Source organism: Caloramator proteoclasticus DSM 10124 (assembly GCF_900129265.1).
In the GTDB taxonomy this organism is placed as follows: Bacteria; Bacillota; Clostridia; order Clostridiales; family Caloramatoraceae; genus Thermobrachium; species Thermobrachium proteoclasticum.
The window spans coordinates 29,300-50,367 of record NZ_FQVG01000004.1 but is presented as its reverse complement, the minus strand read 5'-3'; the positions used below and the strand labels follow the sequence as shown (position 1 = coordinate 50,367).

The 21,068-nt window shown below is 30.6% G+C and carries 24 protein-coding genes; 2 read left to right on the top strand and 22 right to left on the bottom strand.

Features of this window, described 5'->3' with window-relative positions:
- Position 1 precedes the first annotated feature (1 nt).
- From BUB63_RS01855 to hypF, 21 genes are all read right to left on the bottom strand, one after another.
- On the bottom strand, positions 2–2,362 hold the full coding sequence (locus tag BUB63_RS01855; RefSeq protein WP_073247744.1) for a Lon protease family protein: 2,361 nt from the start codon (positions 2,360–2,362) through the stop codon (positions 2–4).
- Positions 2,363–2,470: 108 nt separating this feature from the next.
- Positions 2,471–3,148 carry a deoxyribose-phosphate aldolase gene (gene deoC / locus BUB63_RS01850; protein ID WP_073247743.1) on the bottom strand — a complete coding sequence of 226 codons (678 nt, stop codon included), beginning with the start codon at positions 3,146–3,148 and terminating at the stop codon, positions 2,471–2,473.
- Positions 3,149–3,326: 178 nt separating this feature from the next.
- A complete protein-coding gene (locus BUB63_RS01845) occupies positions 3,327–3,782 on the bottom strand; it encodes a 4Fe-4S dicluster domain-containing protein (RefSeq protein ID WP_051350601.1) in 456 nt (151 codons plus the stop codon).
- Positions 3,779–4,222: an NADH-quinone oxidoreductase subunit B family protein gene (locus BUB63_RS01840; protein ID WP_027308212.1), complete on the bottom strand. Its 444-nt coding sequence runs from the start codon at positions 4,220–4,222 to the stop codon at positions 3,779–3,781. The genes BUB63_RS01845 and BUB63_RS01840 overlap by 4 nt, the downstream gene beginning before the upstream one ends.
- 16 nt (positions 4,223–4,238) lie before the next feature.
- Positions 4,239–5,201 (bottom strand): respiratory chain complex I subunit 1 family protein, encoded by a 963-nt coding sequence (locus BUB63_RS01835; RefSeq protein WP_027308213.1) that lies wholly within the window; start codon positions 5,199–5,201, stop codon positions 4,239–4,241.
- Positions 5,202–5,215: 14 nt separating this feature from the next.
- Positions 5,216–7,111 carry a proton-conducting transporter transmembrane domain-containing protein gene (locus tag BUB63_RS01830; protein ID WP_051350602.1) on the bottom strand — a complete coding sequence of 632 codons (1,896 nt, stop codon included), beginning with the start codon at positions 7,109–7,111 and terminating at the stop codon, positions 5,216–5,218.
- Positions 7,108–7,458, bottom strand: a complete 351-nt coding sequence (locus tag BUB63_RS01825) for a sodium:proton antiporter (RefSeq protein WP_027308214.1) — start codon at positions 7,456–7,458, stop codon at positions 7,108–7,110. The genes BUB63_RS01830 and BUB63_RS01825 overlap by 4 nt, the downstream gene beginning before the upstream one ends.
- A 14-nt stretch (positions 7,459–7,472) precedes the next feature.
- Positions 7,473–7,925 carry an MnhB domain-containing protein gene (locus BUB63_RS01820; RefSeq protein WP_073247742.1) on the bottom strand — a complete coding sequence of 151 codons (453 nt, stop codon included), beginning with the start codon at positions 7,923–7,925 and terminating at the stop codon, positions 7,473–7,475.
- A 1-nt stretch (position 7,926) separates the two neighbouring features.
- Positions 7,927–8,268 (bottom strand): hydrogen gas-evolving membrane-bound hydrogenase subunit E, encoded by a 342-nt coding sequence (mbhE, locus tag BUB63_RS01815; RefSeq protein WP_027308216.1) that lies wholly within the window; start codon positions 8,266–8,268, stop codon positions 7,927–7,929.
- Positions 8,265–8,513, bottom strand: a complete 249-nt coding sequence (locus tag BUB63_RS01810; protein ID WP_027308217.1) for a hydrogenase subunit MbhD domain-containing protein — start codon at positions 8,511–8,513, stop codon at positions 8,265–8,267. The genes mbhE and BUB63_RS01810 overlap by 4 nt, the downstream gene beginning before the upstream one ends.
- Positions 8,506–8,841, bottom strand: a complete 336-nt coding sequence (gene mnhG, locus BUB63_RS01805; protein WP_027308218.1) for a monovalent cation/H(+) antiporter subunit G — start codon at positions 8,839–8,841, stop codon at positions 8,506–8,508. The genes BUB63_RS01810 and mnhG overlap by 8 nt, the downstream gene beginning before the upstream one ends.
- Complete coding sequence (locus BUB63_RS01800; protein ID WP_073247741.1) at positions 8,838–9,092, bottom strand: MrpF/PhaF family protein; 255 nt, start codon at positions 9,090–9,092, stop codon at positions 8,838–8,840. The genes mnhG and BUB63_RS01800 overlap by 4 nt, the downstream gene beginning before the upstream one ends.
- Positions 9,089–9,607 (bottom strand): Na+/H+ antiporter subunit E, encoded by a 519-nt coding sequence (locus BUB63_RS01795; protein ID WP_073247740.1) that lies wholly within the window; start codon positions 9,605–9,607, stop codon positions 9,089–9,091. Before BUB63_RS01795 ends, BUB63_RS01800 begins: the two co-directional genes overlap by 4 nt.
- A 12-nt stretch (positions 9,608–9,619) precedes the next feature.
- Positions 9,620–10,279 (bottom strand): hydrogenase nickel incorporation protein HypB, encoded by a 660-nt coding sequence (hypB, locus tag BUB63_RS01790; protein ID WP_027308221.1) that lies wholly within the window; start codon positions 10,277–10,279, stop codon positions 9,620–9,622.
- A gap of 1 nt (position 10,280) precedes the next feature.
- Complete coding sequence (gene hypA, locus BUB63_RS01785; RefSeq protein WP_027308222.1) at positions 10,281–10,622, bottom strand: hydrogenase maturation nickel metallochaperone HypA; 342 nt, start codon at positions 10,620–10,622, stop codon at positions 10,281–10,283.
- Between the two features lie 7 nt (positions 10,623–10,629).
- A complete protein-coding gene (locus tag BUB63_RS01780; RefSeq protein WP_073247739.1) occupies positions 10,630–11,712 on the bottom strand; it encodes a hydrogenase large subunit in 1,083 nt (360 codons plus the stop codon).
- The gene (locus BUB63_RS01775) at positions 11,712–12,101 is read right to left on the bottom strand and encodes an NADH-quinone oxidoreductase subunit C (protein ID WP_027308224.1); all 390 of its coding nucleotides are present in this window, start codon (positions 12,099–12,101) and stop codon (positions 11,712–11,714) included. Before BUB63_RS01775 ends, BUB63_RS01780 begins: the two co-directional genes overlap by 1 nt.
- 21 nt (positions 12,102–12,122) lie before the next feature.
- Positions 12,123–13,127 (bottom strand): hydrogenase expression/formation protein HypE, encoded by a 1,005-nt coding sequence (gene hypE / locus BUB63_RS01770; protein WP_027308225.1) that lies wholly within the window; start codon positions 13,125–13,127, stop codon positions 12,123–12,125.
- A 9-nt stretch (positions 13,128–13,136) separates the two neighbouring features.
- Positions 13,137–14,225 (bottom strand): hydrogenase formation protein HypD, encoded by a 1,089-nt coding sequence (hypD, locus tag BUB63_RS01765; RefSeq protein ID WP_027308226.1) that lies wholly within the window; start codon positions 14,223–14,225, stop codon positions 13,137–13,139.
- Positions 14,212–14,433, bottom strand: coding sequence for a HypC/HybG/HupF family hydrogenase formation chaperone (locus BUB63_RS01760; RefSeq protein WP_027308227.1), 222 nt, complete (start codon positions 14,431–14,433; stop codon positions 14,212–14,214). Before BUB63_RS01760 ends, hypD begins: the two co-directional genes overlap by 14 nt.
- On the bottom strand, positions 14,424–16,682 hold the full coding sequence (hypF, locus tag BUB63_RS01755) for a carbamoyltransferase HypF (protein ID WP_051350604.1): 2,259 nt from the start codon (positions 16,680–16,682) through the stop codon (positions 14,424–14,426). The genes BUB63_RS01760 and hypF overlap by 10 nt, the downstream gene beginning before the upstream one ends.
- 240 nt (positions 16,683–16,922) lie before the next feature.
- Between hypF and BUB63_RS01750 the strand changes: the two genes are divergently transcribed.
- Positions 16,923–17,327 (top strand): hypothetical protein, encoded by a 405-nt coding sequence (locus BUB63_RS01750; protein ID WP_027308229.1) that lies wholly within the window; start codon positions 16,923–16,925, stop codon positions 17,325–17,327.
- A gap of 120 nt (positions 17,328–17,447) precedes the next feature.
- On the top strand, positions 17,448–18,383 hold the full coding sequence (locus tag BUB63_RS01745) for an L-lactate dehydrogenase (protein WP_027308230.1): 936 nt from the start codon (positions 17,448–17,450) through the stop codon (positions 18,381–18,383).
- Between the two features lie 9 nt (positions 18,384–18,392).
- Here the strand turns inward: BUB63_RS01745 and BUB63_RS01740 are convergent, their stop codons facing one another.
- Positions 18,393–21,005 (bottom strand): calcium-translocating P-type ATPase, SERCA-type, encoded by a 2,613-nt coding sequence (locus BUB63_RS01740; protein ID WP_370882843.1) that lies wholly within the window; start codon positions 21,003–21,005, stop codon positions 18,393–18,395.
- Positions 21,006–21,068: the final 63 nt, after the last annotated feature.

Here is a 21,068-nt window from a genome sequence, read left to right as displayed (position 1 = left end):
CCTATTCTTTTTTACTCTTCTCCTTTTTTTCCTTTAACTTTTCAATTCTTTTTAAAATTTTCTCTTCTATCAAATCAAAATTTTTATTCTTTCTTCCCTTCTTAAATGTAGGTTCAAGTATTATATCAAAGCAATCTTCAACGTTAGTTACTGTATATATACTAAACATATTTTCTTTAACAGCTTCAATTATATCATCATCAAGCACTAAATCATCTAAATTTGATTCAGGTATAATAACACCTTGTGTTCCATCTAATCCATAAAGCCTACAAATATCAAAATATCCTCTTATTTTTGTATTCACACCTCCAACTGCTTGAACAGTACCTTTTTGATTTACTGACCCTGTTATTGCAATTCCCTGATTAATTGGTACTTCAGCTAAACTTGATATTAAGGCTACAGTTTCAGCTAATGTAGCACTATCTCCATCAATTTCACCATACATTTGTTCAAAACATATACTTGCATTAAATGATAAATTATTAACCTTACCAAATCGTTCACCTATATAACCTGTTAAAATTAATATAGCTTTATTAAATATACTTCCACTTAAACCAACCTCTCTATCAATATTAATAATATTACCTACTCCACTAAAAGTGTTAACAGTAACTCTATTTACTCTTCCAAATTCATAATCTCCATAATCAATAACTGATAATGCATTTACTTGCCCTACCTTGTAGCCCTTAACATCTATTAGATATTTATTATTTTCATATAGTTCTATAACTTCATCTCTAATTAGAGAATTCCTTTTCTCCTTCTTTATTAATGCAGCTTTGATGTCATCTTGATCTATAAACTTTCTCTTATTATTCTTTGCTATATGATTAGCTTGTTCAAGAATTTCCAAAATATTCGAAATGTTTGACGTTAAATAATTTTTATTCTCAGAAAGCTTTTTAGAATAATAAACAAGTTCCTGTACACCCTCGTAGGTTATATCCTTAAACTTTTTTTCATCAATTAAATATTTTATTAACTTTAAAAAGCAATTTATATTATCATAATTATCTTTTATCTTGTTATTAAATTCTGCTTTAATTTTGAAAAGTTTTTTAAAATCCTCATCGTAATTATATAAAAGATAATATATTTCTGGGCTTCCAATCATAATAACTTTTGTCTTAATAGGAATTGCTTCAGGTTTTAAGTTTTCAATAGGTATTATATCAAGTTGATTTTTAAAATTTTCAATTGTAATTTTACCTAACATTAAAGTTCTTTTTAATGCTTCATACCCCCAAAAGCTTTCAAGCAATTTTCGTGCGTCAACAACAAGATATCCTCCATTTGCATAATGAAGACTACCAGGTTGTATCATTGTAAAATCAGTTACTAAATTTCCAGATTTATTTTCATATTCAATTAGTCCTATCAATTTCTGATACTCTGGAGTTTCTTCTATAATAACAGGTGCACCTTCTCCTAAATTATTAACAAACACATTTACATCATATCTTGATAAAAATGCCTCCAAAAAATCCTTATCCACATTTTCAATATCAATAAACACATCTAAATTATCTATAATATCATTTTTTAATGAATTAAAGTACTTTACTAACTTATCGTTATAGTTGTATTTATCTATTAGGGAGCTAATTTTATCCTCTATATACAATGTAAAAAAGCTAAATTCTAAATCTTTAAGTTTTTGGTTCATTTCTTTTTTCAAAGCTTTTGTCTTTCTTAAAATTTCATATGCTAAATTTCTTAAATCACTCACATTTTTATTGATCTGTTCTTTCTCTTCATCTGGCAAATCTATATATTCCTGTTCAGTCATTTCTTTATTATTACAATTTATAGGTATAAAGGCAAAGCCATCATTTGTATATTTGAATATCAATTTTTTTTCCTTTGATTTTTCGTTTAGTTCATCTGCTAAATCTATAATCATTTTTTCATAATAGTCTATCAAATCATTTCTTCTCTTCTCATACTCTTCACTACTAAATAATTCTGTAATTTCTTCACATAATTCATCAACAAATTGATTTAAATCGTTTTTTAATATATTTGCTGTACCTGGCTTTAATTCTATAGCCAATGGCTTATACACATCCTCAAAGTTATATACATATATCCAATCAGAAGGTGTTTTTTCATCCTTTGCTCTTTTCTTTAACAAATCAATTAAATAGCTCCTTTTTCCAATCCCTTCATATCCACAAACATATATATTGTAGCCAAACTGTTGAATATCAAGTGCAAAGTTAATTGCATCGATTGCTCTATCTTGATCTATTAATTTGTATTCTGGTTTTATTTCTGAAGTATTCTTAAATTTAGGTAGATTAAATTTTACTGTTAAATCTTCTACAGATAATTTTTTTACTGGTGACATATGCTCACCTCCTTACTTATTATATAATATTCTGAATTTGTAATTTTAAGGATAAAAAAATTAAAAGTCCTCTATTTTTCCTATAGAGGACTTTTAATTTAAAATTTATTAATATGCCTTTTCTTCACTTGACTTTCCTATTATCTTTAATGATGAGCTGGCACCTATTCTATTTGCACCTGCTTCAATCATTCTAACTGCATCTTCAAAACTATGTACTCCACCTGAAGCCTTTACGCCTTTATCACTTCCTACAACTCTTCTCATTAATCTTACGTCTTCTTCTTTAGCTCCCCATTTACTAAATCCTGTTGATGTTTTCACAAAATCTGCACCTGCTTCAACTGATAGCTTACATGCTATTTCCTTTTCCTCATCAGTTAATAAACAAGTTTCAATTATTACTTTAACTAAAGCTTTACCCTTTGCAGCATTCACTACAGCTTCAATATCCTTTTTAACATATTCATATTCCTTTGCCTTTAACATTCCTATATTTATAACCATATCAACTTCTTGAGCACCATCTTCTATAGCCTTTTTAGTCTCAAAAGCTTTTACATCTGATGAATTTGCTCCTAATGGAAAACCAATTACTGTACAAACCTTTACATTTGTTCCCTTTAATTCTTCTGCTGCAAGCTTAACATAGCAAGGATTAATGCATACAGAAGCAAAATTATTTTCCTTTGCTTCACTGCATACCTTTTTTACATCTTCAGGAGTTGTTTCAGCCTTTAGTATTGTGTGGTCAATTATAGATGCTACATATTCCTTTGTAATCATATTATTCCTCCTTTCAAAGTCGCATTTTATATTTTAACTTAAAATAATGAAATTTTCAAATACTTTCTCTCTTTTATTTTAAACTTTATTTTAATTTTAATTCTAAATATGTACTCTCGCTTTTAAATTACTTTTTTTAACAAAATGGCTGTTGACTATTTTGTCAACAGCCTAAAAACTATTCAGACTTCGCTTCTTCCTTTTTTGCTTCAACATTATTGGCAGCTGGAGTAGCTGGTTTTGCTGGTGGTACAGGTGGTTTAGGAGGTGCCTTTTTAATAAAAGTACCTCTTACCATTAAATCTTCCTCATCCTCAGCAATCATTATATATTCCTTTGTTAATTCTATTGCTTTTCTCGCACAGAAGTCTTGGCAAAGTTGACAGAAGGTACATTGTCCCATATAAAATTGGAATGTTATTTTATCTCCTTCTTCAACCTTCTCAATTGTTCTTGTAATTGCACCTGGGGCACATACTCTAATACACATACCACAATTTACACATTTTTCAGGATAAAAGGCAATTTTTCCTCTATAGCCCTCTGGAGCTTCCTTTACTTCCTTTGGAAAATTCTCAGTTGAAGGCTTTGAAAACAATGATTTTACTGCTTCTTTTAAATAAGGGAATTTCATTTCATTGCCCTCCTTTTTTCCTTTAATATTTCAACAGCTCTAACAAGTCCTGCCATTATTGCTTCTGGTTTTGGAGGACAACCAGCAATTGATACATCAATTGGTGTATATTTGTCTAATGGACCTTCTACACAATAGCTTCCATTAAATACATTACAGGATCTTGGGCATGAACCTAATGAAACAACAACCTTAGGATCTGGAACCTGTGCTAAAGTTCTTATAAGTCTATCTCTTGATTGAGATGTTATTGGCCCTGAAACCACTATAATATCTGCGTGTCTTGGAGAACCAGCAATTTTAAATCCAAATCTCTCAGCATCATATCTTGGAGTTATAACTGACACAAGTTCAATATCACAACCATTACAAGAACCTGTATTTAAATGATATAACCAAGCTGATTTTTCAAGTCCCTTCTCTATTAGCTTCTCAAACATTTAAACACCTCCTAAATTACAACCCAAAATAAACAAGTATTAAACTTAAAAATGCAAGGGCTGTAGGGTAAGTCCAATAGAATTTTAAAGTTTGTTCAACTCTTAATCTTGCTGTTATGGCCTTTAAAAGTGTAATTGAGAAGAACATAACAATAATTATTAATATAAATTGTATTAAAGCGTCTACTACCAAAATACCAGTTCCTGCTCCACTTAAGAAAAGTGTTACAAAAAGTGATGTCATAACAAGCATTTTTATAGCATGATTTAGTTTAAATATTGCAAGCGGAGCTCCACTATATTCAACAAGTGGTCCTTCACATATTTCTATTTCTGCTTCTGCAATATCAAATGGCAAGCTTCCTACTTTACAAGGAATTACAAGAAGCATTGCAATAAAAGCTGGTATAATAGATATCTTAGTAAATAATGGGCCATTTTGTGCTTGGTATTCAACTATTTGTGCTAATGAAAATGTCATTACCCCATTATTTAAAGCTAATCCTACCTTTTTAGCTATAGCAAGCAGTGATACTACCATAGGTAGTTCATAGGATATTATAGCAACCATTTCTCTTGATATACCAACCCCTGCATAAGGTGAACCTGATGCAGAACCACCAACAATTAGTGCCACTGCAGGAATTGTTAATAGATATATTACAACTATTAAATCAGCATAGGTGCTAAATGGACTAAACTTAAAAACAGGAATGAATAATGATACTGTAATTAAACTTATTAAACCTATTACAGGTGCAGCTAAAAAAGCTTTTTTTGCCGCATTTCTTGGCACTATTGTTTCTTTTCCAAGCAATTTAAAGAAATCATAAAAAGGCTGTAATATCGGAGGACCAATTCTTTTTTGCATTCTTGCAAGAAGTTTTCTATCTATACCTGATAATATTAACCCCCCTATTACACAATATATCAAGCCTGGATAAAGCAATATATATAATATCGTTTTTAGTAATTCCACCTTACAGTCCCTCCTTATCTAACAAAAGTAAATACATAAAGTAATATTACTGCTGCTGTTAATACAACAGAGAGGGCATAGTCATTAACCAATCCACTATGAATTTTGTGCATAAAATCAAAGTAATGTCTGAATTGATATTTTAAGCCCCAGAATAAGTCACTTCCACCTACGTGTGAAAACTCAGCTGATTCACCACTAAAGAATACGTCATATTTTGCATCTTCCTCATCAGCATAGCTAAACTTCTTTGGATTAAATCCACCAAGTACTGCTACTAATGTAAATGCAAGGAGTAGTATTCCAAATAAAATTAGCCATGCAATTGGTTGCCAGTATCCTGCTAATTTATAATCAATAACTGGAGCACTTCCTAAATTACTGTAAAATTTTGAAGCAAACTCTTTTCCCATCATAACTTCAACATACTTTGCTGAATTCATAACTGCATTTGCTGCTGGTGTAATTAAATATTTTGTAACAGTTGAAGGCACAATACCACCTACAATACATAAAATCGCCATAATCCACATTGGAATTCTCATTGAAAGTGGAACTTCTTCAACATTTTTAAATTCCTTTGGTAATTGTCCAAAGAAAGCAGATTGAGCAACCTTTATAAAAGAAGCTAATGTCATTACACTTACAATTAATGCTATTATTGTAACAGGTGCATATCCTGCTTCATATGATGCTTGATATATTATCCACTTTGAAACAAAACCATTAAATGGTGGTATACCGCTTATTGAAAATGCACCTATTAAAAAGATTAAAGTAGTTTGTGGCATTCTTTTTGCAAGTCCGCCAAGTTTATCAAGGTCGGTAGTTCCTGTTGCATAGAATACTGCACCAGCACAAAGGAACAATAATCCTTTAAATAGTGTATGATTTAATGCGTGGTACAATCCCCCTGTTATACCAAGTGCAGTAGTTAAACCTATACCTGTTAATACATAACCAATTTGGGATATACTATGGAATGCCAACAGTCTTTTAAAGTCGTGTTGGGCAAGAGCCATAGTTACACCTATAAACATAGTTACTGTTCCCCAAAATACTAATAAGAATTGCATTGATGATAAATTCATACTTTGATATACAACATATATTATTCTTAAAATACCATATACAGCTGCTTTGTTGACTATTCCTGAAAATAGCATTGATATTGATGATGGGGCAACCATATAAGCATCTGGTGCAACAAAATGTGTAGGAACTGCAAACACCTTTACAGCATAACCAACTATCATTAATGCAAGTGCAAAAATAGTTATAGCTGTATAGTTATTATATAACTCACCAGCAAGTTGTGCCAGATTTAATGTATGGAATTGTGCATAAATAATTACAGTTGCAAGTAGTATTAGTGAAGAACCGATAGAACCAATAGCAATGTATTTAAAACCCGCCTCAACCGCTTCTGGTCTATCATTTCTAAATGCTGTTAAAGCAACTGATGCAAAAGTCATAATTTCAATCATTACATACATATTGAAAAGGTCTCCAGTAAATATAAAACCCATTACACTTGCTGACATCATTAAGAATAAAACATAGTACTTGTCTTTTCCTGTTTCCCTTTCAATATATCTAAAAGAATAAAGTGCTGATAGAACTATTGATAGTGATATAAATAAACCAAAGAATAAACTTAATTGATCAACTTCAAGACCTATACCAATAGCCCAGTCTTTAATAGGCTCCCAATTTCCCATCCAATACGTTAATATGTTTCCTTCAAGAATGATTGGTCTGTACATCATTATTGTAAAAACAAATGATAAAAATGTAGCAATTAATACTATTGTATTTCTTAGCATTTCATTTTTTTCTTTTATTAATGCTACTATAAATGCTCCAATGAACAAAGAAATTATAGATAAAATTGGCAAATGTTGTGTCATCCTTTTAACCTCCTTACCTTATCGGTATCAAGAGTACCATAATGTTTGTTAATCATAACTACTAATGCAAGAGCAAGAGCTGTTACACAGGCACCTATAACTATTGATGTAAGTGTTAATGCCTGTGGTACAGGGTCAACGAAGAAGGAGCTTTTGTCAAGTTCATTTATTGTAAATATAGGAGCTGTACCCCCTGCTTTAAACCCTACACTTATAAGAAGTAGGTTTATACCATAATCTAATAGTCCCATTCCTATTACAATTTTCATTAAGTTTTTCTTTGTAACTATTGTATATAAACCTAATACAATTAGAATTATACACGTTATATAATTCATTAATAACATTTAATCACCCCTATCTATGCTTCTTTATTACCTAATAAACCAAACATTAATAATATTAAAAATCCTACGCCTGTTAAAACCTTATATCCAACTGCTGCATTCATTAAAAATATTGTACCTGAACTAAATAGATCGCCTGGATTTCCAATATTAAAGAATACATTTCTACAGAAATTTGCTGCATAAAATATACCAAGTAACGCAAAGAATGTATACATCAATGCACCTATTGCTTCACTCTTTTTTAATATATTTGGTTTAAAAGTACTTGATGATTTTTCATATCCATAACCTAAGTAGATTAAAACTACTGCTGAAGCAACAATTACACCACCCTGGAAACCTCCGCCTGGGCTCAAGTGTCCGTGTAAAATTATATAAAGTCCAAGGACTAATCCGATAGGTGTAAAAAAGTCTGCAGCAGATTTAATTATATAATCTTTAACCTTAATATTCTTATTGCTCATATTAATCTGCCCTTCCTTTCATAGCATTTCTTAGAATTACAACAGTACCTGAAATGGCAGTAAATAATACAAAGGATTCGCCTAACGTATCGTAGCCTCTAAAGTCAAAAACTATTGCTGTAACAGCGTTAATTGCGTGTGTTTTATCAATTGTTTGCTTAACCATTAAATTTGCTACTCCATCCACATCATTATAATCATAATTTTGGGGATTATTATATAATTCAACAACATTTATCTTTTCACCATCAAATGTTGGTGCTAATTTTGACATTTCCAATGCTGTATAGCAACCTATTATTAAAAAGACTGTTAATGAAAAGTATGTTAAAAACTTCTTCATTTTCTAACCCCCCTTACTTTATTAAGGGCTACAATAAATATAACTGGTTGTAGTACAACACCTACTGCAGCCTCTGCAATTGCAACATCAGGTGCGTGTAGTAGTATAAATTCAAGTGCAACAAATGAACCTACAGCTCCTAATGCAACAATAGATGACAATAAATCATCGAAATAAACTGTTAAGATGGCTGAAACAAGAATACCAATTAAAATTAATATATTTAATAAAACAATATTATTCATTAGGAAAATCCCTCCCATAATCATCACATGTCAATTTTTCAGCTTTAACACCTGATTTATATGCTGCCTTACAAATAGCATGTCCAGCTACTGGATTTGTTATTATTATAAAAATTGCTATAAACAATATTTTTAAAGCCATTGATGTATTTTTTAATGTTAATGAAAAAATAAATCCACCAAGTAATGCACCTAAGGTACCAAGTGTTGCTATGTTTGTACTTGATTGCATTCTACAATATGCATCAGGCATTCTTAAAACACCTACAGTACCTGCAAAGGCAAAAAAACAACCTATTATCATAAAAATATAAGCTACATATATCATAGTTTTCCCTCCAGATACTTTGAAATTAATAGTGTTCCTATGAAGCCAAGTATTGCAATAGTTAGTGCAATATCTAAGTAGATAGCTCTTTTGCTAAATACTGAAAACAGAACAAGTGCAACTACAGTTAACAAATCTATGCTATCTGCTGCTACTACTCTGTCTACAGCACTTGGCCCCTTAAACACTCTATATGAAAGAGCTAATGCTAATAAAATATAAAATATTGAAACTATAATTAAACTATTCACTTCCAAATCCTCCTTATCCAGTTTTCTAAAGTACCCTTAATAGCATCTCCAGCTTTTTCTCTATCCTTTTCAGCAACATCAATCCAATGAATATAAAAATAGTTCTTTCCATTTTCTTCAGTTATATCCATTGTTATTGTTCCAGGAGTTAATGTTATTGAATTAGCCAGCATTGACATTCCATATTCTGATTCTAAACCTACAGGCACTTTTACTATTCCTGGATTTATTGGTAAGTTTGGATTTAGTGCTCTTTTAGCAACATCGACATTTGCCTTCCAAAGTTCCTTCAAAAATACAAATATATAAAGAACTAAATTAAAAAATCTTACTGGATTAAAAAGATGAAAGGCATTTTGATGAATAAAAAATCTTGCTGTCAATACTGCTACTAAAAAGCTTACCACAGCACCTGTTATAAGTTCCTGTGAAGTAAATGTCCAAGTAAACAGTATCCAAAATAAGTAGCAAAATATAAAGGTTGAAAATATTGAACTGAATTTTGTGGATTTCAATTAAAGCCCCCCTTACTTTTTAATTTTTTTATTTATTGCATTTTTTAATGCATTAACAAGCTCATCTAAACCTGATTTTGTTTTATTTGATACTCTAAATACTGATATATTTGGGTTTAATTCCTTTGCTACATTCTCAACTTTGTTGTCATCAAAATCAAAATGTTCCTTCATATCATATTTATTTAAAACTAAAATTTCAGATGTTGAGAACATAAGTGGATATTTTTCTACTTTATCATCTCCTTCAGGAATACTTAAGATTGCTACCCTTATGTCCTCTCCTATATTAAATTCAGCAGGACATACTAAATTACCTATATTTTCTACTATAATTACATCTACTTCATCTAAATTAAAATATTCTAATATATGTTTAATTGACATAGCCTCAATATGACAAGCACCATCGGTATTAAGTTGTACAACTGGTATATCCATTTGTTTTATCTTTTCGGCATCAATTTGTCCTGCTATATCTCCCTCGATTACTGCAATTTTATAGTCATTTCTTAATTCATTTATTAGATTCATTATTAAACTTGTTTTCCCAGCACCAGGTGAACCCATAACATTAATCATAAATATATTTTTATCATTGAACGTATTTTTTATTTCATTGCTACAATCTTCATTCCATTCAAGAATCTGTTTTACTACCTTAATTTCCAAATCAATCGACCTCCAGACTATCCACATAAAATTCTTTTCCAGAAGTAATTTTTACATTTAAACTTCCACAATTTCGACATCTCAATCTATGATTTTCAACTTTTGCCTCACTTCCACATTCATTGCATCTCATTTTGGCTTCTACTCTTCTTATGATGAGTTCTGCTCCCTCAGCTATTGTTCCTTTACTTGCAATATCAAAATAGTCCTGAATTAGTTGGGGAAAAACACCTGATAATTCCCCAACTACTAACTTTATTGCATTAACCTTATTAAAATTATACTTTTGTGATTCTTTCTCAACAATTTTAATAATTCCTTCAGTTATCGCTAATTCATGCATTTTATCACTACCTATCTAAGCAAGAGAAGCAAGGGTCTATTGATGCAATAATTAAACCAGCATCTGCTATTGTATTATTTTTCAGCATATATGGAACTGTTGGAGCAGTCTTAAATGTTGGAACGTGTATGCTTATTCTATAATTTGTTTGTCCTCCATCGGTTACAACATAATAAACTACTTGACCTCTTGGTGCCTCGTGTCTTGCTGTGAATTCGCCAGCAGGTACCTTTGGTAGCTTATTTCCTAAATTAATTGGCCCTTCTGGTAGATTTTCAAGTGCCTGTTTTATTATTTTTATACTTTCTTCTATTTCTAAGACTCTAACAACTACTCTTGCCCATACATCTCCTTCATTTAGAACAGGAACATTAAAATCAAATTCATCATAACAAGAATATGGAGCATCTTTTCTAACGTCAACATTAACACCTGACGCTCTTGCATGAGGTCCAATTGTTCCCATTCTTTCTGCTACATCCTTTGGTAGCACTCCTACTCCTTTTGTTCTTAATGCTGCAGTTTTATCATTTAGGAATATATCCTTCATTCTATTATGTGGTTCAATTAAATCATCCAACATATTTAAAATTTTCTTTCTCTTTTCATCATCAATATCTCTTCTTGAACCACCTATTATAACCATTCCATAGTTGACTCTATTACCTGATATTTCCTCAAGTATATCCATAATCCTTTCTCTTGCATCCCAAACATACATAAACAATGAATCATATCCAATTAAGTGGCATGCAAGACCAATCCATAAATAATGGGAATGTAGTCTTTCTAATTCTGCCATTATTACTCTAATATACTGCCCCCTCTTTGGAACCTCCATTTGTGCTATATTTTCAATTGCCATAGCATAGGCAAATGGATGTGAATGTGAACATATACCACATACTCTCTCTACTAAAGTTAAAGTTTGGATAAAGTTTCTTTCGGTAGCGAGTTTTTCAATACCTCTATGATTGTAACCTATGAATACTTCCGCATCCTTAATAACTTCCCCTTCAGTATAAAGCTTTGCATGAATAGGTTCTTCTAATGATGGATGGTATGGTCCTATTGGTATTGTATAACCCATTATTCTCCCTCCTTAAGTGTCTTCTTTCTTAATTCATCTAATGGAGTTACAAGAATATGTCCTTGACCCTCAAGCATTGTATCTGGTAAGAATAATCTTCCTCTCATATTTAAGCCTTCAAACTTAACTCCCATTAGTTCATAAAGTTCTTCCTCTGGCCAAGAAGCTGCAACATCATAAATTTCTGATATTGAAGGTAGAGTATCTTCACCCTTAACTGTATATGATTCAATACAGTTTCCTACTTCATACTGATAATTCACTACATGCTTACCTTCTTTATCAACGAAACCGTGAATCATAACTAATCTGTGGCCATTTTCCTTCATTTTTTTTGCTAAAGGAACAATCTCCTCCTTTTTGATTTCAAATGATTTAAATTCCTGCATAAACGCACCTCCTATGTATCATTAACATATTCTTGGTAACTGAGCTCCTGTTAATTTTGAAAGAACTCTTTTCCCACCAAGATTTGTATGTAAAACAACTTTAGATGGAAAGTTTTTAGTAACATATCCAATTATAGCGGCATCTTTACCAAGTTCAATTTTTCTTAAATCGTTTACCACATTTTCTGCCACACTACTATCTACTATCGCTAATATTTTTCCTTCATTTGCAGAATAGAGCGGATCTATTCCTAATATTTCACATAAATTATTTGTTTCAACGTTTATTGGTATTTTTTCTTCAGATATTTCTATTGTAAATTCTGAATTCTCTACAAACTCATTTAAAGTAGTTGCTACTCCTCCTCTTGTAGGATCACGCATTATTTTTACTTTATCACCATATTGTAATATACATTGTGCTAATTCATATACAGGTGCACAGTCAGATTTAACATTAAATTCGTCAACTAAATTATTTCTTGATGCCATAATAGCTGCTCCGTGGTCACCTATACATCCTGTTACAATCACTGCATCTCCCTCTGATATCTTATCTTTTCCCAAATCTTCATATATTAATCTACCTATTCCAGATGTGTTTATATAGATACCATCGCCTTTCCCCTTTTCAACAACTTTAGTATCTCCAGTTACTATTTTAACATTACATATTTTTGAAGTTTCTTCAATTGATTTTATTATCTTTTTTAATTCTTCAATTTTAAACCCTTCTTCTATAATTAAACTCAGACTTAAATATTCTGGCTTTGCACCACATACAGATAAATCATTTACTGTTCCACAAACTGCGAGCTTTCCGATGTCTCCTCCTGGAAAAAAGTAAGGACTCACTACAAAGCTGTCTGTAGAAAAGGCAATTTTATTTGAGAATACATCTAAAACTGCTCCATCTGATAATTTATTTAATTCATCACAAGAAAGTGAAGGAAGTATTATATCTTCAATTAAATGTGATGTTTTCTTCCCCCCACTTCCATATGACAAAGTAATTATATCATCCATCTAATCACCTCAAAATACTAAATATTTATAATATGCAGCACAAGCACCTTCACTTGATACCATACAAGGACCTACTGGATTTTCTGGAGTACATACCTTCCCAAAAAGAGGACAGATAGTTGGTTCAATTTTTCCCTTTATTACATCGCCACATTTACATGCACTATTAATATTTGATTGTTTTAAAGTTATATTAAACTTTTTTGATGCATCATATTCTTTAAATTCATCCTTTAATTTTAGGCCACTATTTTGTATCAAACCTAAGCCTCTCCACAAATCATCAGAAACCTTAAAATATGTTTCTACTTTATTTTTAATAATCTTATTTCCTTCCTTCTTAACTACTCTTTTATATTCATTCTCTAATTCTACTCTATTATTTAATATTTGATTAACAATTTTATAAATTGCTATTAATATATCTCCAGCTTCAAAACCACATATTACAGATGGTTTATTGTACTCCTTTACTAAAAATTCAAAACCTTCTTCTCCAATTACAGCACCTACGTGTCCAGGACACAAGAAGGCATCAATATCAAAATCTGGCTGCTCAAGTAATGCTCTTAATGCAGGTTCAACTAATTTATGCATAGAGTAAATGTAAAAGTTATTTATCTTTTGGTTTATTGCCTCCTCAAGAGCTAAAATTGTGCCTGGTGTTGTTGTTTCAAAGCCAATACCTAAAAAAACAATATCTTTTTCTTTATTCTCTTTAGCAATATCAACAGCATCTAAAGCTGAATAAACTATTCTAACATCCTGTCCCTGTGCCTTTAATCTTTCTAAACTTTCATTTGGTTTTGAACCTGGAACCTTAATCATATCACCATAGGTAGTAATAATTAAATTCTTATTATTCTTACATAATTCTAAAACAGCATCTATTTCCTCAGACGGAGTTACGCATACTGGACATCCTGGGCCGGATATTAATTTTATATTTGGAGGCAGAAGGCTTTTAATTCCTGACTTTGCAATAGCCATCGTGTGCGTACCACAAACCTCCATTATATTTATCTTTTTATCTATTCCCTTTAAGTAATTTATTACAACATATATATCTTGAGGTTTTTTAAATTCACTTAAGTGCATCTGTAACCTCCTTAATCAAGCGTAAATTTTCAATCGCATCCTCTTCCTTTAATTTTTCTATTGCAAAACCTGCGTGAACAATAACATAATCTCCAACATTAACATTTTTAACAAAATCAATCCTTATTGTTCTTTTAACTCCTTCTATTTCTGCTTGTGCTGTGTTACCTTCAATACTTATAACCTTTAGCGGAACTGCTAAACACATTTTATTCCACCTCCATTTGCTACAACTGCAATTTGTCCTAAAGATATTCCTTCATCATTTGTAGAAACCCTTCTATGTGTATAAACATTAAACCCTTTTTCCATTAATTTAATTTTTATTTTATTTAGTAGGTACATATTTTGAAATACCCCACCTGATAATACAACATCTATACATTCAGTCTCTTGTTTTATTTGCTCAGCCACAAGAACTGCAAATAAAACTAAAGTATTCATAAATTTTGCACATATAGTTTCTCTTTTTACTCCATTTTCTATATCATAAACTATTTCTTTTATCATAGGAATCCAATTAAATTCAGTTATACCCATTGTATCTAAACTAAAACTATAATTACAATCTTCATTAAAATCTGCATACTTTTCAATTAAAATAGCACCTTGTCCTTCATAAGATACAACTGATTTCAATCCTAAAATAGCAGAAACACCATCGAATAACCTACCAATACTTGAAGTCTTGTATATGTTAATATTATTTTCTAACATTTTTTTGATAACAGAACTATTCTTGTTCTCAATAATATTGCTTTCAAGATATCCTAATGACTGATATAACAAATCATACCCAATCCTATATATCTCTTTTGTTGCAACATCTCCACCTACAAGATTTATTCTCTTTATTGTTGCTCTTCTTTCAAATTCTTTATAATTTCCATATAAGATTTCTCCACCCCATAGCGTATTATCAAGGCCTAAACCTGTTCCATCCCAAGTCAAAGCTATCACATTACTATCTAAATTATTGTCAGCCATACAGGATGCCATATGGGCATGGTGATGTTGAACCATAAAAATATCACAGTTATGTTTTTTAGCAAAGTTTATTGCATACTCTGTTGACATATAATCAGGGTGATAATCGCAAACTACTTTTTTAGGATTTATATCAAACAACCTTCTAAAATGCTCAATTTGTTGAGTATAATGATTGTATGTCTCAATATTCTTTAAATCACCAATATGCTGACTTAGAAAGGCATAGTTTTGTTTAAGAAGACAAAAGGATGCCTTTTGTTCTGCACCACAGGATAAAGTATCCTCGCATTCAAAATTAACCTTTATGGGGAAAGGGGTATAGCCCCTTGATCGTCTTATAAAATACTCTTTTCCCTCAAAAACATATAAAAGTGAATCATCACATCTTATATGTATATCTCTATTATTTAGTAAAAATCCATCTGCAACTCCATCTAAATTCTCTATTGCCTCATCATTATCCTTTATTATTGGGCAATCCTTGTTATTTGCACTTGTCATAACAAGAACATCCAAATCATCATCAAACAAAAGATGATGTACAGGTGTATATGGTAGCATAACACCTAAGTAGTTATTATCAACTGAAATATAATCAAAACTATTATTCTTTTTTCTCAAAAGTACAATAGGCCTTCTAAAACTTGTTAAAAACTCCTTTTCATCTTCTGTTATATTACATATAGCATTTACTGTATCCAAATCCCTACACATTAAAGCAAATGGCTTTTCCTCTCTATTTTTTAATAATCTTAACCTTTCTACTGTTTCTTTGTTTTTAGCATCACAGGCTAAGTGAAATCCTCCTATGCCTTTAATAGCTAATATTTTTCCCATTTTTAATTCTTGTTTAACACAATCTATAACTTTATCCTTTATAATGTTGTTATGAGAATCGATATAGAATAATTCTGGTCCACACTCAAAGCAACAATTAGGCTGTGCGTGATACCTTCTATCCTCTATATCCTGATATTCTTTTTGGCAACTATTACACATTATAAAGTTCTTCATTGTCGTTTTATCTCTATCATAGGGCACATCCTTAATTATAGTGAACCTTGGTCCACAATTTGTGCAATTAATAAATGGAAATCCATATCGTCTATCATTTTTATCCTTCAATTCTCTTAGGCAATCATCACAAGTTGCAACATCTGGTGAAATCAATGTAAACTTAGATACATTATCTGTACTTTTTATTATTGTAAAATCTTTGTATCCAACTAAATCATCAAAAAAGCTATATTCTAAACTTTCTATTACTGATAATTTTGGCTTTTTTTTATCTATATCATCTATAAATTTTTTTATATTAACGCATTCTCCCTCAACTTCTATTTCTACTCCGTTTGAAGTATTTTTAACCCAGCCTTTTAGGTTATACTCCGTAATTAATTTATGAATAAAAGGTCTAAATCCTACTCCTTGTACTATTCCATTTACATATATTTTTGCTCTTTTCAAACCTATCACCTATCTAATTAAATATTTAACAATCTCCAAACTATACTATAACAGTTTGTTTCTGTATTATCAATACTTCTTGACACCTATTGCATTTATTTAATCATTCTGTTATTATTATAATACAAAAAATCATTTAATTCAAACAAATAAATTTATTAATTTCATCTATATGGGAAAAATAAAATATGATATAATAGATAATTGCAATAATAAATTATTTAGAAAAGGGGAGTCATTATGAGTTTTAGAGAGACACTTGCCAAAAAATATGCTGAAACATACTATAAAAAGTATGGTGACAGGCTTACCCAATTCAGTGGTCACGTTTTAAGCATTAAAACTACAACAAAGACAATACTATGGATATTCAATATTCTAACTGTTGATGTTGTTGTAAAACCTGAAAGAAGCAAAGCAGTAATAAAATGTAGATATAAAGCTAAAAAATGGTTTAAGATGCCATCCTTTATTGATGTAAGACAAGGACATAGTGTTATTATTCAAGGTTTAAAGCCTAAAAAAGGAAAGGAAGCTTCTGAAGTAATTCAAATACTTAACATACGAAACCTTACAACTAAAGTAGATTTAATTCCAATAGATCAAAAAATACAAAGAGTGCAACAAAGACAATTTATAAAATAAAGCATGTGGACAACCATATGCTTTTTATTTTATGCATAAATATATACACTAAATATTGACTAACTTTACCATATCTTTTATTATTGTTATATAATAATAATTTTCCTTGAGGTGATATATATGAAAAAAGTTTCAATAATTGGTTCAGGATTTGTTGGTTCTACTACTGCTTTTACAATTGCTATGAATGGTCTTGCTGAAGAAATTGTAATTATTGATATTAATAAGGATAAAGCCTATGGAGATGCACTTGATATAAGCCACGGAGTTCCATTAATGTCTCCTGTTGAAGTATATTCTGGCGAATTTTCAGATGTAAAGGATTCAGATATAATAATCATAACTGCTGGAGCAAATCAGAAACCTGGAGAAACACGACTTGATTTAGTTAAGAAAAATGTTTCAATTTTTAAAGATATGATACCTAAACTTGTTAAGTATAATAAAGATGCTATTTATTTGATTGTAACTAATCCTGTTGACATTTTAACATATGTTACATTAAAGATTTCAGGCCTACCCAAAAATAAAGTTATTGGATCAGGCACAGTACTTGATAGTTCAAGATATAAATACCTCTTAAGTAAGCATTATGGAATCGACCCAAGAAATATACACGGTTACATAATTGGAGAACACGGTGACTCTGAAATAGCAGCCTGGAGTTTAACAAACATTGCTGGTACATCAATAGATTATTTCTGTAATATATGTAATCATCCCTGTAACGGACAATTTAAAGAGCAGATATTAAATGACGTGAGAAATTCTGCCTATACAATAATAAACAAAAAAGGTGCTACATATTATGCAGTAGCTGTTGCAGTAAAACGTATAGTTGAGTGTATAGCAAGAGATGAAAAGAGTATACTTACTGTTTCGTCTTATTTAGAAAATAAATATGGATTAAAGGATGTAGCATTAAGTGTTCCAACAATAGTTGGCAAAAATGGTGTTGAAGAAGTATTAGAATTACCTTTAACTGAACAAGAAAAAAATAAATTATTGGATTCTGCCAATATAATGAAGGATATTATAAGTAAATTAGAATTATAAAAGGGGCATTTAGCCCCTTTTATAATTAATTATACTTGAAATAATTGAAATTAAACCGGAACAAATGAAAACGATTATCCACTGCCATAAGTTAAGTGATTTAGTTTTAAAAATGGTCTGGAACATAGGTATATATACTACTATAATCAACATAACAAATGAAGTTAAAACTGCCCATACAAGATATACATTAGTAAAAATTCCTAAGTTAAATATAGATTGTCTTTCACTCCTACATTCAAAAACATGAAAAAGCTGCGACATAATTAAAGTACTTAACGCAACAGTCCTTGCCAAAACTATATCAGAATCGTATTTAACCAATGTGTAAACAAAGGATAGTATTGTACAAATACCAATTAATGCACCCCTATTTAGTATTTTAAATAATAATCCCTCAGAAAATATACTCTCCTTTCTGTTTCTTGGTTTTCTGAACATAACATCATTTTCTGCTCCTTCTAAACTAAGTGCCATAGCTGGAAGACCATCTGTGGCTAAATTTACCAGCAATATTTGAATCGGAATAAGAGGTACTGGCAACTTTAATATTGTTGCTAAAAACATAGTTAATATTTCACCTATATTACAGGATAAAAGATATCTTATAAATTTTCTTATATTATCATATATTACTCTTCCTTCACGTACAGCCTCTACAATAGTTGAAAAATTGTCATCCATCAGAATCATTGCAGCTGCTTCCTTTGTTACATCCGTTCCTTGTATTCCCATAGCAATTCCTATATCTGCTTCCTTTACAGCAGGTGCATCATTAACACCATCACCCGTCATAGCAACTATATACCCCTTACTCTTATATGCCTTAACAATTCTGTATTTATGTTCTGGTCTTACTCTTGCAAATACAGCTATCTTATCAATATTTTGAACAAGCTTTTCATCACTTAAATTATCTAATTCATCTCCTGTTAAAACCAATTCATTTGAATTTATTATCTGAATCTCCTTTGCAATCGCCTCTGCAGTTAGTTTATGATCTCCAGTTATCATAACAGGTTTTATACCTGCAGCCCTACACTCCTGAACAGAATATAAAACTTCTCTTCTTGGAGGATCCATCATTCCAACAAGACCTAAAAAAACCAAATCCTTTTCTATAAAATTAGACTCATTATTTTTATAAGCAAAGGCTATAACTCTTAGAGCATTTTTTGCCATATTTTCATTTTGTTCAATTATCCTTCGCTTATAATTTAAATCAAGAGGAACTACTTTATTATTTATTTCAATGTAACTACAAGCTTTAATTATACTTTCAACAGCACCCTTAGTATACATAATTTTATTTTTACCATCTGAAACAACTACAGACATCATCTTTCTATCTGAATCAAATGGAATTTCCTTTATTCTTTTATAAGTATTTTTATATTTTTCTCTACTTAATTTTGCTTTTTCAGCTAACACTAATAGTGCTATTTCTGTTGGATCCCCATAAAAATTTATTTTTTTTCTATCTAATATATAATATGAATTATTACAAAGAATACAGGCATCTAATAATTTATGTAGATTGCTATCCATTATAGAATCAATATTTTTTTTAATACCATTTATAAAAAAATCACCCTTAAATTCGTATCCATCCCCAGTTATATCAATTTCTTTATTATACAAAACAACCTTCTTTACTGTCATCCTATTTTGTGTAAGCGTACCTGTTTTATCTGAACATATAACATTTGTACAACCAAGTGTCTCTACAGCTGGTAGCTTTTTTACCAATGCATTTTTTCTTACCATTCTTTGTACTCCTAATGCTAAAGATACTGTAACTATTGCAGGCAATCCTTCTGGTATTGCAGCAACCGCTAAGCTAACACCGATAAGGAACATATCATAGATATTTTCACCTCTTAAAACACCAGTAACTGTAACAATTCCACACACTATTAAGCATACATAAACTAAATATTGTCCTAAATTATCAAGCCTCTCCTGCAGTGGTGTACGCATCTCATCGATACTCTGCAGCATATTTGCAATTTTTCCCATCTCTGTATTCATTCCTGTTGCAATTACCTTTGCAAGTGCCTTTCCATTAGTAACCGTACATCCCATATATAAGTAGTTTTCCTTTAAAGCAGTTTTACCATTGTAGCTCTTTTTTTCAACAGATACTGATTCACCTGTTAAAATAGACTCATCACATTTTATAGCTTCACTTTTTATAATTATTGCATCTGCAGGTACTCTATCTCCCGCTTCAACTTCAATTAAATCTCCTATAACAACTTCACCTGCATTAACTATACTTATCTTTCCATCCCTCATAACCTTTGCAGTAGGTGCTGACAATTTTTTAAGTGCCTCTAAAGATTTTTCAGTTCTATATTCCTGTATAAAACCTAAAATTGCATCCAGTAAAATAATTGCAATTATTGTTATAGCATCAGCCTTTTCTCCCATAATTCCAGATATAACTGTAGCTGCTATCAATACCCATACAATAAAATCATTAAATTGTGATAAAAATATTTTAAACTTTGATTTTTTCTTATTTACCACAATTTCGTTATACCCAAATTTTTGTAACCTTTTTTTCGCTTCTATGCTTGATAATCCATCTAAAAATTGGTTTTCAAAATCAAGTTGCACAATACCACCCCCACTTACATCTTCTATATATATATTTAAAATTTCTTTATACTATAACTTTAT

Bases quoted from the DNA above. Each gene is read 5' to 3' on its own strand.
- BUB63_RS01855 (WP_073247744.1), bottom strand. From the start codon at position 2,362: ATGTCACCAGTAAAAAAATTATCTGTAGAAGATTTAACAGTAAAATTT.
- deoC (WP_073247743.1), bottom strand. From the start codon at position 3,148: ATGATTACAAAGGAATATGTAGCATCTATAATTGACCACACAATACTA.
- BUB63_RS01845 (WP_051350601.1), bottom strand. From the start codon at position 3,782: ATGAAATTCCCTTATTTAAAAGAAGCAGTAAAATCATTGTTTTCAAAG.
- BUB63_RS01840 (WP_027308212.1), bottom strand. From the start codon at position 4,222: ATGTTTGAGAAGCTAATAGAGAAGGGACTTGAAAAATCAGCTTGGTTA.
- BUB63_RS01830 (WP_051350602.1), bottom strand. From the start codon at position 7,111: ATGACACAACATTTGCCAATTTTATCTATAATTTCTTTGTTCATTGGA.
- BUB63_RS01825 (WP_027308214.1), bottom strand. From the start codon at position 7,458: ATGTTATTAATGAATTATATAACGTGTATAATTCTAATTGTATTAGGT.
- BUB63_RS01820 (WP_073247742.1), bottom strand. From the start codon at position 7,925: ATGAGCAATAAGAATATTAAGGTTAAAGATTATATAATTAAATCTGCT.
- mbhE (WP_027308216.1), bottom strand. From the start codon at position 8,268: ATGAAGAAGTTTTTAACATACTTTTCATTAACAGTCTTTTTAATAATA.
- BUB63_RS01810 (WP_027308217.1), bottom strand. From the start codon at position 8,513: ATGAATAATATTGTTTTATTAAATATATTAATTTTAATTGGTATTCTT.
- mnhG (WP_027308218.1), bottom strand. From the start codon at position 8,841: ATGATATATGTAGCTTATATTTTTATGATAATAGGTTGTTTTTTTGCC.
- hypA (WP_027308222.1), bottom strand. From the start codon at position 10,622: ATGCATGAATTAGCGATAACTGAAGGAATTATTAAAATTGTTGAGAAA.
- BUB63_RS01780 (WP_073247739.1), bottom strand. From the start codon at position 11,712: ATGGGTTATACAATACCAATAGGACCATACCATCCATCATTAGAAGAA.
- BUB63_RS01775 (WP_027308224.1), bottom strand. From the start codon at position 12,101: ATGCAGGAATTTAAATCATTTGAAATCAAAAAGGAGGAGATTGTTCCT.
- hypE (WP_027308225.1), bottom strand. From the start codon at position 13,127: ATGGATGATATAATTACTTTGTCATATGGAAGTGGGGGGAAGAAAACA.
- hypD (WP_027308226.1), bottom strand. From the start codon at position 14,225: ATGCACTTAAGTGAATTTAAAAAACCTCAAGATATATATGTTGTAATA.
- BUB63_RS01760 (WP_027308227.1), bottom strand. From the start codon at position 14,433: ATGTGTTTAGCAGTTCCGCTAAAGGTTATAAGTATTGAAGGTAACACA.
- BUB63_RS01750 (WP_027308229.1), top strand. From the start codon at position 16,923: ATGAGTTTTAGAGAGACACTTGCCAAAAAATATGCTGAAACATACTAT.
- BUB63_RS01745 (WP_027308230.1), top strand. From the start codon at position 17,448: ATGAAAAAAGTTTCAATAATTGGTTCAGGATTTGTTGGTTCTACTACT.